The 13,343-nt window shown below is 70.9% G+C and carries 9 protein-coding genes and 1 riboswitch; of the genes, 3 read left to right on the forward strand and 6 right to left on the reverse strand.

Going from position 1 to position 13,343, the window contains the following annotated elements; all coding sequences use genetic code 11:
• Positions 1–9: 9 nt before the first annotated feature.
• A riboswitch (cyclic di-AMP (ydaO/yuaA leader) is annotated at positions 10–150 on the reverse strand.
• A gap of 255 nt (positions 151–405) precedes the next feature.
• Entirely contained in the window at positions 406–2,007 is a 1,602-nt protein-coding gene (gene mdlC / locus I0C86_RS32405) for a benzoylformate decarboxylase (RefSeq protein WP_196205110.1), read from the forward strand.
• Between the two features lie 109 nt (positions 2,008–2,116).
• Here mdlC and I0C86_RS32410 read toward each other — a convergent pair whose 3' ends face one another.
• Both I0C86_RS32410 and I0C86_RS32415 read right to left on the reverse strand, forming a co-directional pair.
• A complete protein-coding gene (locus tag I0C86_RS32410; RefSeq protein WP_196205111.1) occupies positions 2,117–3,721 on the reverse strand; it encodes a flavin monoamine oxidase family protein in 1,605 nt (534 codons plus the stop codon).
• 215 nt (positions 3,722–3,936) lie between these two features.
• Complete coding sequence (locus I0C86_RS32415; protein ID WP_196205112.1) at positions 3,937–5,007, reverse strand: NADP-dependent oxidoreductase; 1,071 nt, start codon at positions 5,005–5,007, stop codon at positions 3,937–3,939.
• Between the two features lie 210 nt (positions 5,008–5,217).
• Here I0C86_RS32415 and I0C86_RS32420 point away from each other — a divergent pair, with 210 nt between their 5' ends.
• Positions 5,218–5,703: an aminoacyl-tRNA deacylase gene (locus I0C86_RS32420; RefSeq protein WP_196205113.1), complete on the forward strand. Its 486-nt coding sequence runs from the start codon at positions 5,218–5,220 to the stop codon at positions 5,701–5,703.
• 52 nt (positions 5,704–5,755) lie between these two features.
• Here I0C86_RS32420 and I0C86_RS32425 read toward each other — a convergent pair whose 3' ends face one another.
• The gene (locus tag I0C86_RS32425; RefSeq protein WP_196205114.1) at positions 5,756–8,281 is read right to left on the reverse strand and encodes a DNA gyrase/topoisomerase IV subunit A; all 2,526 of its coding nucleotides are present in this window, start codon (positions 8,279–8,281) and stop codon (positions 5,756–5,758) included.
• Between the two features lie 76 nt (positions 8,282–8,357).
• Positions 8,358–10,415, reverse strand: a complete 2,058-nt coding sequence (locus I0C86_RS32430; protein ID WP_196205115.1) for a DNA gyrase/topoisomerase IV subunit B — start codon at positions 10,413–10,415, stop codon at positions 8,358–8,360.
• Between the two features lie 252 nt (positions 10,416–10,667).
• On the opposite strand from I0C86_RS32430, the gene I0C86_RS32435 reads away from it, so the two are divergent.
• Complete coding sequence (locus I0C86_RS32435; protein ID WP_196205116.1) at positions 10,668–11,615, forward strand: nucleotidyltransferase domain-containing protein; 948 nt, start codon at positions 10,668–10,670, stop codon at positions 11,613–11,615.
• A gap of 40 nt (positions 11,616–11,655) precedes the next feature.
• Here the strand turns inward: I0C86_RS32435 and I0C86_RS32440 are convergent, their stop codons facing one another.
• Complete coding sequence (locus I0C86_RS32440; RefSeq protein WP_196205117.1) at positions 11,656–12,699, reverse strand: SDR family oxidoreductase; 1,044 nt, start codon at positions 12,697–12,699, stop codon at positions 11,656–11,658.
• A 49-nt stretch (positions 12,700–12,748) separates the two neighbouring features.
• The gene (locus tag I0C86_RS32445) at positions 12,749–13,174 is read right to left on the reverse strand and encodes a DUF4345 domain-containing protein (protein WP_196205118.1); all 426 of its coding nucleotides are present in this window, start codon (positions 13,172–13,174) and stop codon (positions 12,749–12,751) included.
• Positions 13,175–13,343 lie beyond the last annotated feature (169 nt).

A 13,343-nucleotide genomic window follows, 5' to 3' on the forward strand; every position in this document is an offset into this window, starting at 1 on the left:
ACGTACAGGTTCTCCTTCCGACTCCGCCTACCGGGTTAGCTGACGGATTCGGGCGGGAAGGCCGCCCTACCGCGGGCCGTGGCTCGCGGATTCACCCCAGATAACTATGGGTCCCCGGTTCGTTACTTAACGACTCGACGGGTCTGCTCCGGTGTCACCCGATGGCAACGGCAGGGCCGGACCAGACTCGCCGAGATTACTGGCCCGGTTCGGTCAATGCCAACCCCTCTCAGCAGCGGAAACAGTGATTGGCGGCGTGATTTCGCCCGATCTCTCCACGCCCCGGCGCCCCGACGGGCCGTACGGATAAAGCGGCATGATCATGTCTGCGTACGGTATGACGGAAATGAGCGGGTTAGCCCGGTGGTCCGCCCGTGGGACGAGGACTCCAGGAGGCTCCTTCCGATGACAACGGTGCACGAAGCGACCTACGACCTGCTCCGTTCCCTCGGCCTGACCACCGTGTTCGGCAACCCCGGGTCAACCGAGGAGCCATTCCTGAAGAACTTTCCGGCCGACTTCACCTACGTACTGGCCCTCCAGGAGGCCTCCGCGGTCGCGATGGCGGACGGCTACGCCCAGGCGAGCGGAAGGCCCGTACACGTCAACCTGCACACCGCACCCGGCACCGGAAATGGAATGGGCAGCCTCGTCACCGCCTGGCACAACAGGACACCGATGATCATCAGCGCTGGTCAGCAGACGCGGACGATGGCTTTGTTCGAACCGATGCTGACGAATGTGCGCCCGACCCAGTTACCCGAGCCGTACGTCAAATGGAGCCATGAACCACTGCGTGCCCAGGACATTCCGGAGGCGTTCATGCGGGCGTACGCCACCGCCGTGCAGGCGCCGGCCGGCCCGGTCTACCTGTCGCTGCCGCTCGACGACTGGGACGAACCGGCTTCCGGCCCCCCGGTGGTACGCCGGGTGAGCACCAGGGTCGCACCCGATCCGGAGGTACTGGCCCAGTTCGCCGAGATCCTCGCGCAAAGCCGGAACCCGATGCTGGTGATCGGCTCCGGCATCGACCGCAGCGGCGGCTGGGCCGAGGCCGTCGCCCTGGCCGAGCGGCTGAGGGCGCCGGTCTGGCAGCCGCCGTTCGCGGACCGCATCGGCTTTCCACAGGACCACCCGCAGTTCCAGGGCCTGCTCCCGCCGGCCATCGGGCCGCTCGCCGAGAAACTGGCCGGCCACGACACGGTGCTGGTGATCGGGGCACCGGTGTTCCGCTACTACCCGTACGTCCCGGGTGCCCAGGGCTACCTCCCCGGGGGCACCCGGCTGCTGCACATCACCGACGATCCCGCCGAGGCGGCCCGGGCACCGGTCGGGGACAGCCTGGTCGGGGACGTCACGCTCGCCTGCGCCGCGCTGGCCGCGCAGCTGCCTCCGATGGACCGGCCGATGCCGCCGGCCCGGCCCGGCCCGCCGGCCACCGAGCCCGGCGTCCCGCTCGCCCCGGAGGCGCTCTTCGCCGCTCTCGCCGACGAGTGGCCGACGGACGGCATCGTCGTACCGGAGTCCCCGTCCAACCTCAGCGCGCTGCACCGGCAACTGACCATCACCCGGCCCGCGTCGTACTTCAAGATGTCCAGCGGCGGTCTGGGCTTCGCCCTGCCGGCGGCGGTCGGCATCGCGCTGGCCGAGCGGGACACCGGGCGGCACCGGCCGGTGATCGGGGTGATCGGGGACGGTTCGTTCCAGTACTCCCCGCAGGCGCTCTGGACGGCGGCCCAACAACGGCTGCCGGTGGTGTTCGTGGTGCCGGTCAACCGGGAGTACGGCGTCCTGAAGGCCTTTGCCGAGTTGGAGCGCGCGCCGGGGGTGCCCGGCCTGGAACTGCCGGGGCTCGACATCCCCGGCATTGCCCGCGGCTACGGCTGCACGGCCGACCAGGTGGGGACGGTCGACGAGTTCCGGGCAGCCTTCCGGACCGCGCTCGGCACGGACGGCCCGACCGTACTGGCCGTGCCGATCACCCGGGACGTCGCACCGCTGCTCTGAACCCGCCCCGCGCCGCGCCGGGTACCGGCCCGCCGCGCCGAACCCGGCCTTCCTCGCCTTCCACCGCCGGGCAGCGGCGCCCACGACGAGCCGCCGCCCGGCGGCGCGTTCAGTTCGCCATCACCCGTCCGTGCAGCGCGGTGACCACCGTCCGGGCGGAGACGAACGAGCCGTGCTGCCAGGCCGTCTCGTGGCTGAGCCAGTCCCCGGCGAAGTAGACCCGGCCAGCCGGCCGGAGCAGCAGGTTGTATCCGGCGGTGCCGTGTGGCGGAGAGGTCCAGGCCCCCTCCAGGTAGCGGGTGCGGTCCCAGGCGTGCGAGTACGAGGTCGCCAGCTCGGTGCGGTACTTGGCGCCGTGGATCTTCACTCCCTGGGCGACCGCCCGCTCCTGCCGCTGGGCCGGGGTCAGGGCGCTGTACGCCCGCGCGTTCGCCCCGGTGTTGTAGTAGCCGACGATCAGCCCGCGCCGGCCGTGGAAGCCGGACGACGGGTACCAGATGTGCGACAGGTCGAGATCGGTCTCCGTGATCCCCCCGTAGATGCGCTGGTCCAACTCCCACCAGCGGCTGCGGTACTCCAGCCCGATCTTCCCGGAGGCAGTGGTCGGGAAGCTGGCGAGCGCGGCGGTCACGTCGGTGCCGAGGTTGTGCGGCACCCGGGCCATCAGGTGCGGCGGCATCGTCGCCACGCAGAAGTCCGCCTCGACCATCCGGTCCCGGCCACCCTGCCGATACGTCACCTCGACCTTGCCACCCCGGTCCGTCACCCCGGTCACCTCGGCGCCGAGCCGGATGCGACGCGTGCCGACGGCCTTGCCCAGCGCCCTGGGGATCTGGTCCATCCCGCCGACCGGCTGGAACATCAGCATCGCCTGGTCGTAGCCGAGCTCGAAGGAGAAGTACCGGCCGACGTTGCTGGCGAAGACGTCGGCCAGCGGCGGTGGGGCACCCAACGGAACGCCCTCGTCGTTCCCCGCACCCGGATACTCGAAGTACCCTCGCCGACCGGTGCCCGTGTACGCCCAGCCGTTGGCGCGACCACCGATCGCGCCGTAGCTCTGGAGGAACGACAGCAGCCGCTGCTTGTCCTCGCCGCTGAGCCGGTCGTCCAGCGCGCCCTGGTCGGTCGCCTTCGCCAGCAGCTCGGAGACGTAGCCGTACACGTCGGCCTTGGCGGTGCGGTAGCGTACCGGGGCCGTCATGCCGGCCGACTCGTTGTAGATCCACGCGTCCGCGTTGGCGTTCGTGAAAACCTCCACCGGCACGCCCAGTTCGCGGCAGTAGTCCATGGTGACCATCCACTGCGCTATCCGGCCCGGCCCGGCGTTGAGGTAGACGCCGTCGGAGAACTTCGCCCGCTGGGTGTGACCGTCGAGATCGGTCTCCACCGATCCGCCCCGGATGGTCAGGTTCCGGCCGCCGGCCCGGCTTCGCGCCTCCAGCACGGTGCAGTCGTACCCCGCCTTGCCGAGCTCGTACGCGACCGCGAGGCCGGCGACGCCGCCACCGAGGACCACGACCCGGGCTCCTGACCGGCCGGTCAGGTGGAAGTCCGACCGGGTCGGCGCGCGGAAGGCCGGTACCAGCGAGGCGGCGGCGCTCGGAGCGAGCCCCAGGGCGCCCATCGTGGCGAGCATCGCGCCCGCCCCGCCGCTGACCCCGACCGCGCGCAGAAAACCCCGACGACTCACCGCGGACTGCTCATGATCGTTCATGCCGCCTCCTCGCAACGCCCGTCGCCGGCATGACCGCGGAGACCGAGTTTCCTGATTCGCCCGTTCACGCCGCCCCCGGTGTGAAGATCCATGGGACGCCGAGTCTGTAAGGGGTGTGTTTCGACAATGAATCAGAGAAGGTTGCCGATTTGTTTCGCGCCGTCACCCGCCCCGGCGGTCGATCGTCTGTCTCACCGCCTCCTCTGACCCGGCGGTCAGTCGCCGAGCCGGACGAGCATCTTGCCGGTGTTGGCGCCTCGAAGCATGCCCAGGAAGGCGGCGGGCGCCTGCTCGATGCCCTCCAACACGGTCGTCTCAGCGCAGAGCGTGCCGTCGGTCAGCCAGCCGGCAGCCAGCGCGATGTACTCGGTGAGCCGCTCGAGGTGGTCGGTCACGAGCATCCCCCGCAGGGTGAGCCGCTTACCCACGGCCAGCGAGAGGTTGGCCGGACCGGGCACCGGCGCGGTGGCGTTGTAGGTGCTGATCGCGCCGACCAGCGCGACCCGGCCACCCACGTGCAGGGCGCCGAGGGCGGCCGCGAGATGGTCGCCGCCGACGTTGTCCAGGTAGACATCGATGCCACCGGGCGCGACCGCCGCCAACTGGCTCGCGACCGAGCCGGCCCGATAGTCGATCCCCGCGTCGAACCCGAAGTCATCGACCAGGCGGCGCGCCTTCTCCGGCCCCCCGGCCGAACCGATCACCCTGCTGGCACCCAACTTGCGGGCGAGTTGCCCGGCGACGGTGCCGACCGCACCCGCAGCCGCCGAGACGAAGACGACGTCGCCAGGACGTACCGGGGCGGTGTCGGTGAGTGCGACGTACGCGGTCAGGCCGGGCGTGCCGAGCACCCCCAGGTACGCCTCGGCGGGCGCGATCGTCGTGTCGACGACGGTCGCGTCCGCACCGTCCAGTACGGCGTACTCGCGCCAGCCGAGGAAGTGGGAGACGGTCGCCCCGACCGAGATGCCCTCCACCTGGGACGAGACGACCTCGCCGATCGCCCCGCCCTCCAGCACGGCGCCGAGCCGGAACGGCGAGATGTACGACTTCCGGTCGTCCATCCGGCCCCGCATGTACGGGTCGACCGACATCCAGGTGTTCCGGACCAGGATCTGGTTGTGTCGCAACGCCGGCACCGTGCTGCGGACCAGTTCGAAGTTCTCCGGACCGGGCTCGCCGGTTGGGCGGGCGGCGAGCCGGATCTCCCGGCCGATGGGCCCGCCCTCCTCGCCGGAGGACGGGGGCACCGGGGCTTGCGGCTTGGTGGTCGAGTCACTGAACATCGTCGTTCCTTCCTTAACCTTTGATTCGGTGCTTCGCGGCGCGAACCGTGGTCGTGGCCGTACGACTCGTGCCCACGCCGCCATGACCGGCCCGTCGCCCACGAATGGTTCCGGCCCTCGCCTCGATGTCCGGACGTCCAGCCGGGGCCACGCTACTCCGCCGTGTTGGATCAGACCGGAGCCGCCAGATCGGCGCGGTACGGTGCAGTCATGTCCGGTGCCGCCCTCGACGCCCTCACCTCGGCCGGAATCCCGCACCGGGTGATCCGGCACGGCCCGGTGCGCAGCGTGGCCGAGGCCGCCGAGGTGATCGGGGTCGCGGTCCCGGACGTCGTGAAGACCATCGTCGTACGCCGGGGCGCGCAGGACTTTGTCTTCGTCCTGGTACCCGGCGACCGGGTCATCTCCTGGCCGAAACTGCGCGCGGTGCTCGGCGTCAACCGGCTATCCCTGCCCGGCGCCGACGAGGCCAAGGCGGCCACCGGCTACGAGCGCGGCACGATCACCCCGTTCGGCGCCCACACGGTCTGGCCGGTGGTGGCCGACGAACGGATCCGTGGCCGGACCATCACACTCGGCACCGGCGAGCACGGCGCCGCCGTCGCACTCGACGCCGACGAGGCGCTGGCCGCACTTCCCAGCACCGTCGCCGACGTCACCGACGCCGAGCCGCCCGTACGCCGGCATCCCGGTTAACAAGGGGCCCTTCTGCCACAGAAAACGATAAGAAGGGGCCCTTCCTTACCCGTCAGCCGCGCTCGATGAGGTGGCCTACCTTGTCGGGGCCGAACATCGCCGCGCCGGAGCCGTCGCGGCGGGGGTCGATCTCGGGCAGCGACATCGGCTCGCCGCGCTTGCTGATGCCCACCGGGCGCGGACCGACCCAGGCGACGACCAGCCGGGACTCGCCCTTGAGGAAGCGCTGCGCCCGGACTCCGCCGGTCGCCCGGCCCTTCGCCGGATAGAGGGCGAACGGGGTGACCTTCACCCCGCTGCCGCTGGAGGTGACCACCATCGGCTCGCCGTGCTCGTCCTCGTCGGTGCGGACCGCGCCGAAGAAGACCACCTCGGCGTCGGCACCGAGGTTGATGCCGGCCATGCCGCCGCCCTTGGCGCCCTGCGGCCGGACGAGTTTGGCCGGGAACCGGAGCAGCGAGGCGTCCGAGGTGACGAAGACCAGCGTCTCCGCGCCGTCGGTGAGCCAGGTGGCACCGATCACCTCGTCGTCCTCGCGCAGGCCGATCACCTCGAACTCGTCCGACCGGACCGGCCAGTCGGGGGCGCAGACCTTGACCACGCCCTGGCGGGTACCGAGGGCCAGGCCGGGCGAGCCGGCGTCACGGTCACCGAGCGGTGCCAGGCCGACCACCGTCTCCCCCGGCTCCAGCGGCACGAGTTCCGAGGTGGACATGCCGCCGCTGAGCGACACCGTGCCGGCCTGCTCCGGCAGCACCGGGAGCGGGAGTACGTCGGTCTTGAACGCCCGCCCCGTGCTGGTCACCAGAAGCACCTGACCGCGTGCGGTGGTGTGTACGACCGCGCGTACCGCGTCGTGCTTGGTCCGGCCGTTGCGGCGGCGCCCCTCGGAACTCTCCTCGGACTCGGCGGCGGTCCGGGCGACCAGTCCGGTCGCGGAGAGGATCACCTGGCACGGATCGTCGGCGACCTCCAGCGGACCGGCCGGTACGGAGGCGGCCAGCACCTCCTTGAGGTCACCGTCGATCAGGGTGGTACGCCGCTTCGCCGCGAAGTCCTTGACCACGGCCGCCAACTCGTCGGAGACCACCTTGCGGAGCACGGCGTCGTCGTCCAGGATCGCCGACAGGGCGGAGATCTCGTCCCGCAGCCGTTCCCGCTCGACCTCCAACTCGATCCGGTCGAACTTGGTGAGCCGGCGCAGCGGGGTGTCCAGGATGTAGCCGGCCTGGATCTCGGAGAGCCCGAACTGGGTCATCAGGCCCTCCTTGGCTGCCTGGGCGTTCTCGCTGCCCCGGATCAGCCGGACGACCTCGTCGATGTCGAGCAGCGCCATCAGCAGGCCGTCGACCAGGTGCAGCCGGTCCCGCCGCTTCTGCCGCCGGAACGTGCTGCGCCGGGTCACCACCTCGTACCGGTGGGCCAGGAAGACTTCGAGCAGGCGCTTGAGCCCGAGGGTCTGCGGCTGCCCGTCCACCAGGACGAGGTTGTTGACCCCGAACGACTGCTCCAGCGGCGTGAGCCGGTAGAGGTCGGCCAGCAGTGCCTGCGGGTTGACCCCGACCTTGCACTCGATGACCAGGCGGGTGCCGTTCTCCCGGTCGGTGAGGTCCTTGACGTCGGCGATGCCCTGCAACCGGGCCGCCTGCCGCTGCCCCTTGCGCGGGCCGGACGTGATCATCTTACCGCGCACCTCGTCGGTGATCGCCTCGATGATCTTCTCGGCGCCCACCCCGTACGGCAGTTCGACCACCGTGATCGCCTGCCGGCCCCGGCTGCCCTCCAGCGGTCCGGTCTCGACCCGGGCCCGCATCCGCACCACACCCCGGCCGGTCTCGTACGCCTTGCGCACCTCGTCCAGGCCGAGCAGCATTCCGCCGGTCGGCAGGTCCGGGCCGGGAACGAACTCCATCAGCCGGTCCAGGGACGCGTCCGGGTGGTCGATCAGCCAGCGGGCCGCCGCGACGACCTCACCGAGGTTGTGCGGGATCATGTTCGTGGCCATCCCGACCGCGATCCCCGAGGTGCCGTTGACCAGCAGGTTCGGGAACGCCGCCGGCAGCACCGCCGGCTCGGTCAGCGAGCCGTCGTAGTTCGGCCGGAAGTCGACGGTGCCCTCGCCGAGCTCGCCGACCAGCAGCATCGCCTCCCGCGACATCCGCGCTTCCGTGTAACGCGCCGCGGCCGGTCCATCGTCCGGGGATCCAAAATTTCCATGCCCGTCGATGAGTGGGGCGTTGAGCGAGAAGTCCTGCGCCAACCGGACCATGGCGTCGTAAATCGCGGTATCGCCGTGTGGATGGTACTTTCCCATCACATCCCCGACAACTCGGGCAGACTTCACGTGGGCCCGGTCCGGCCGGTAGCCCTGCTCGCTCATCGAGAACAGGATGCGCCGGTGCACCGGCTTCAGCCCGTCCCGGGCGTCCGGCAGGGCCCGCGAGTGGATCACCGAGAAGGCGTACTCCAGGTAGGAGTCCTCGACCTCGGTGGCCAGTGGGTTGTCGAGGATCCGTGCCCCCGCCTGGTCGAAGGCGGACAGGTCGACCTTCGGTCCCTTGCCCGTGCGGCGTGCCATGACTTCGCGCTCTCTTCCGTCGCTCGGCCGGTACGCCCGGCCGCTGTCGTTCGAACCCTGCCCGCTGGGCGACGCCTCAGGCGTCGATCGCGTCCTGGTCGACCCGGTTCGCCGACTCGATGAGCCAGTTCCTCCGGGGCTCGACCCGCTCACCCATCAGCAGTTCGAGGACTTCCTCGGCCGCCTCGGCGTCGTCCATGGTGATCCGCCGGACCGAACGGCTGGCCGGGTTCATCGTGGTGTCCCAGAGTTCGTCGGCGTCCATCTCGCCGAGCCCCTTGAACCGGGGAATCGGGGTGACGACCTGCTTGCGGGCCTTCTCCAGCCGGCCCACGGTGCTGACCATCTCCGCCTGGGTGTAGGTGTAGAAGGTCTCCGGGTTCCGGCCCCTGGTGCTGACCTTGTGCAGTGGAGGCACCGCCGCGTACAACCGGCCGGCCTCGATCACCGGCCGCATGTACTTCGCGAACAGTGTGATCAGCAGGGTACGGATGTGCGAGCCGTCGACGTCCGCGTCCGCCATGATCAGGATGCGCCCGTACCGCAACGACGCGGGATCGAAGGTACGTCCCGAGCCGGCGCCGAGCACCTGGATGATCGCCGAGCACTCCGCGTTGTCCAGCACCTGTTGCAGGCTGGCCTTCTGGACGTTGAGGATCTTTCCCCGGATGGGCAGCAGCGCCTGGTACTCCGAGGAGCGGGCCATCCGGGCGGTACCCAGGGCGCTGTCTCCCTCGACGATGAACAACTCGCTCCGCTCGACCCCGGTGGAGCGGCAGTCCACCAGCTTCGGCGGCATCGACGCGCCCTCCAGCGCGGTCTTCCGCCGGGCGGCGTCCTTCTGCTGCTTCTGGGTGAGCCGGACCCGGGCCGCGTCGACGATCTTCTGCAGCACCGTACGAGCCTCGGCCTTGGTCTTCCGATCCTCCAGCCAGGCCCGGATGTGCTGCTCGACGACCGCCTGGACGACCTTGGTCACCGGAGCGGTGGAGAGTTCGTCCTTGGTCTGCGAGGTGAACTGCGGCTCGGGAATCCGCACGTGCACGACCGCGGTGATGCCCTCCAGGATGTCGTCGAGGACCGGCGGATCCTCCTTCGGCTTGAGCAGGCCGCGGGCGTTGCGGATGGCGTCGACCAGGGCCCGTACGGCGCCGCGCTCGAAGCCCTTGCGGTGGGTGCCGCCGTGCACGTTCCGGATCGTGTTGGTGAAGCACTCGACGGTCCGGTCGTAGCCGGTGCCCCAGCGGAACGCGACCTCGACCTCGGCCCGGCGCTCGACGTTGCTCTGCATCACCCCGTTGGCGTCGGCGGCGTTCTCCCGGTAGGTGCCCGTCCCGGTGATCAGCAGCGTGCCGGAGACCGGCTTGTCCGCCGACGGGGCCAGGAAGTCCACCATGTCGGTGAGGCCGTTCGGGAAGTGGAACGTCTCCGCGCTGATCGCACCGCCGGTGGCGTCCCGCAGCACGTACGTCACGCCGGGCACCAGGAACGCGGTGTGCCGCAACTTCGCCCGGACGGCCTCGACGTCGAGCCCGGCACCCGTCTCGAAGTAGCGGGCGTCGTACCAGTAGCGGATGGAGGTGCCGGTGGACTCGCCACGCTTCAACTTGCCGAGCAGCCGCAGCCCCGGGCGCGCGGTGAAGGCCGCACCCGGACCCGAGGCGTCGAAGACCCCGGGGACGCCGTGCTGGAACGACATCTGGTGGATCTGCCCGCCGCGCCGGACGGTCACGTCGAACCGCCGGGACAGGGCGTTGACCGCCGAGGCGCCCACGCCGTGCAGGCCGCCGGAGGTCTTGTAGCCGGAGCCACCGAACTTGCCACCCGCGTGCAGCCGGGTGAGGACCAGCTCGACACCGGAGAGCCCGGACTTGGCGTGCACGTCCGTCGGGATGCCCCGACCGTCGTCGTCGACCTGCACCGACCCGTCGGCGTGCAGCGTCACCTCGACCCGGGTCGCGTGACCGGCGACACCCTCGTCCGTGGAATTGTCCACGATCTCGTTGAAGAGGTGACCCACACCACGGCTGTCGGTCGACCCGATGTACATACCGGGCCGCTTCCGGACCGCGTCCAGACCCTCGAGATGGGTGAGGTCGTCGGCTCCGTACAGGATTTCAGGCTGTGCAGTCAACGAGGTGAACTCCCAGAATTGCCGGTATGCACCGGTGGTCGGGCACTGGCCGTCGGGCCGGGCCCCACGCCGGTAGCGAGCGTACCCACTCCGCCGGTCGGGGCTGCGGACCGTCCGGCCCGATCGGGCGGCGTGGCGAGGAACATCACCCGATTGTCGCCGCCGGGTACGACAGGACCGACCGGTGGGGCTGCCGGGACGGGTGTGACTCCCGGTGCCGGGCGGGACCGCTGGTACGGCAGCATCATGACCATGTCGAGGAAACCAGCGTCGGCGCCCCGGCTACCGGCCGGCACCCAGGTGGTGCTCCGGCAGACCGCCGCCGACACCGAGGGCGTACGGGTGCAACGCGGCGCCACCGGCCGGGTCGTCGGGTACGACGAGACGGACGACGACTACCTGGTCCAGCTCGCCGACGGCCGGCGGTTACGGAGTACCCGCGGACAGCTCGCGCTGCGCAAGGCACACCAGCAGACCGCGGCGGTCGGTACCGGCCCGCCGGCCGTGGACGGAACGGATCTGCTCGCCCGGCACACCGTCTACGCCGCTGTCGTCGGCTCCCGCGCCTTCGGCCTGGACACCGAGGGATCCGACACCGACATCCGAGGCGTCTACGTCGCGCCCACACCGGCGTTCTGGTCGCTGACCAAGCCGCCGAGCCACCTGGAGGGACCGGGGCCGGACCAGTTCTCCTGGGAGGTCGAGCGCTTCTGCGAGCTGGCGCTGAAGGCCAATCCGAACCTGCTGGAGGTGCTGCACTCGGGCATCGTGCTCACCCTCACCCCGATCGGTGAGGAACTCCTCGCGCTGCGGCCCGCCTTCCTCTCCCAACTGGCCTACCAGACCTACTCCGGCTACGTACTCAGCCAGTTCAAGAAGATCGAAGCCGACCTGCGGCAGTACGGCCAACCCCGGTGGAAGCACGTGATGCACCTGCTCCGGCTGCTCCTCTCGGCGGGCGACCTGCTCCGGCACGGCCGGCTGACCCTCGACGTCGGCGCGCACCGCGACCGGCTGCTGGCCGTACGCCGGGGCGAGGTCGCCTGGTCGGCGGTGGAGAGCTGGCGGCTGGCCCTGCACGCCGAACTGGACGAGGCGATCAGCCGTACCCCGCTGCCCGCCGCGCCCGACACGGCCCGGGTCGACGCCTGGCTCCAATCGGTACGCGCCCGTGGTCTGCCGGCGGGAGCCCGGTCCTGACCGGGCTCCCGCCGGCGACTCCTCCGCCGGTCCCGCCCGGTTACCCGGCGTCGCCGCCGGCCGGAATCAGGTCCCGCACCCGGTACTCCTCGACGAGGCGGTCCATCACCGCGTCCAGCCGGGTGTCGATCCGCCGCCGGGCCGGGTCGGCGTCGTGCCAGTCCACGATCTCGCGCGCGCCGTGCGCGAACGGCACGGTCGCCACGTAGTCGGGTACCAGGCCGCGCAGCTTGGTGTTGTCGAACACCATCGAGTGCGCCTTGTCGCCGAGCAGCGCGGCACCCCAGTTGGGGTCGGCCGCCGCGATGGCGTCCGACGGCACGTGCACGATCCGGGCCGGCACCCCCGCCGCCGCGGCCAGCGTCTCGGCGATCTGGTTCCAGGTCAGCGCCTCGTCGGAGGTGATGTGGAAGACGTCGCCGACCGCGGCCGGGTTGCCGAGCAGTGGGACCAGGCCCTTCGCGAAGTCCGTGTGATGGGTGAGGGTCCACAGTGACGTGCCGTCTCCGTGCACGACGATCTCCCGGCCCCGCCGCATCCGGTCCAGCACCGTCCAGCCACCGTCGAACGGCACCAGGGTGCGGTCGTACGTGTGTGACGGTCGGATGATCGTGGCCGGGAACCCCTCGTCCCGGTACGCCCGGACGAGTAGGTCCTCACAGGCGATCTTGTCCCGGGAGTACTGCCAGAAGGGGTTGCGCAGCGGCGTCGACTCCACGACCGGCAGCCGGGCGGGCGGCGTCTGGTAGGCCGACGCCGAGCTGATGAAGACGTACTGGCCGGTGCGCTCCCGGAACAGTTCCATGCTGGTCCGGACCTGGCCCGGGGTGAACCCGATCCAGTCGACGACCGCGTCGAACTCCCGGGTGCCCAGCGCCGCGCGGACCGAGTCGGGGTCGCGGATGTCCGCCCGCAGCACGGTCGCCTCCGCCGGCAGCGGCCGCCGGATGGTGGTGCCCCGGTTGAGTACGGTGAGTTCGATGCCGCGCTCGACCGCGAGCTGGGAACAGGCGGAGCTGATGATCCCGCTGCCGCCGACGTAGAGAACCTTCAGGGCGCTGATGGTGCTACCTCCTGGGGTCATCGCCGAATCTGCACAGAAGGCTGCCAGGATGGCCGGCGATCCGCCAGGGTCACAACGGGCGACCGTCGTCCGGACCCCCGGGCTGCGTCCGGCGGGCGGCCCTGGCGACACCGGCCTGCCACAGCAGCACCAACGGAACCACCACGAGTTCGACGACGAGCGTGCCGAGATAGACCGGGTGCGGCCACCCCGAGGCGAGCACGGCCAGCAGCCTGGCGAATCCGCCGAGGATCACCACGCCGAGGGTCAGTCGCAACACCGTGCCGGCGCGTTCCACCCGTGGCACCGCCCACCAGGCCAGGACACCGGCGGCGAACCAGAACGTGCTGGCGTACCGGAACCCACTGTCCACAGTGGCGTCCACCGGCCCGGCTCCGGGGAGCGCCGCCGGCCCGACCAGCATTCCGGCCAGGCCCGAGGCCACCGCGACGGTGGCCAGGAGTCCGAGCACCACCTGCAGACCGCGCCGGTTCACGTCGCTCCCCTCCCCGTCCCGCCGGTTCCATCCGCGGGCTCCGGAACCGGCGCCCGCTCACCCCCGCCGTACGCCGGAACCGTACGCGAGTCGGGCCGGGTTCCCGTGCCCCGGATGCGCACCCGCCCATCCGGCGGGCTGGGGCCGATCTGCTCCCTCGGGGCCGAGG

This window comes from Plantactinospora alkalitolerans, assembly GCF_015690345.1.
GTDB classification, from domain to species: domain Bacteria; phylum Actinomycetota; class Actinomycetes; order Mycobacteriales; family Micromonosporaceae; genus Plantactinospora; species Plantactinospora alkalitolerans.

Excerpts from the sequence above, each read along its gene's own strand:
- I0C86_RS32420 (WP_196205113.1), top strand. The coding sequence starts at position 5,218 with ATGTCCGGTGCCGCCCTCGACGCCCTCACCTCGGCCGGAATCCCGCAC.
- I0C86_RS32440 (WP_196205117.1), bottom strand. The coding sequence starts at position 12,699 with ATGACCCCAGGAGGTAGCACCATCAGCGCCCTGAAGGTTCTCTACGTC.
- I0C86_RS32425 (WP_196205114.1), bottom strand. The coding sequence starts at position 8,281 with ATGGCACGCCGCACGGGCAAGGGACCGAAGGTCGACCTGTCCGCCTTC.
- I0C86_RS32410 (WP_196205111.1), bottom strand. The coding sequence starts at position 3,721 with ATGAACGATCATGAGCAGTCCGCGGTGAGTCGTCGGGGTTTTCTGCGC.
- mdlC (WP_196205110.1), top strand. The coding sequence starts at position 406 with ATGACAACGGTGCACGAAGCGACCTACGACCTGCTCCGTTCCCTCGGC.
- I0C86_RS32415 (WP_196205112.1), bottom strand. The coding sequence starts at position 5,007 with ATGTTCAGTGACTCGACCACCAAGCCGCAAGCCCCGGTGCCCCCGTCC.
- I0C86_RS32435 (WP_196205116.1), top strand. The coding sequence starts at position 10,668 with ATGTCGAGGAAACCAGCGTCGGCGCCCCGGCTACCGGCCGGCACCCAG.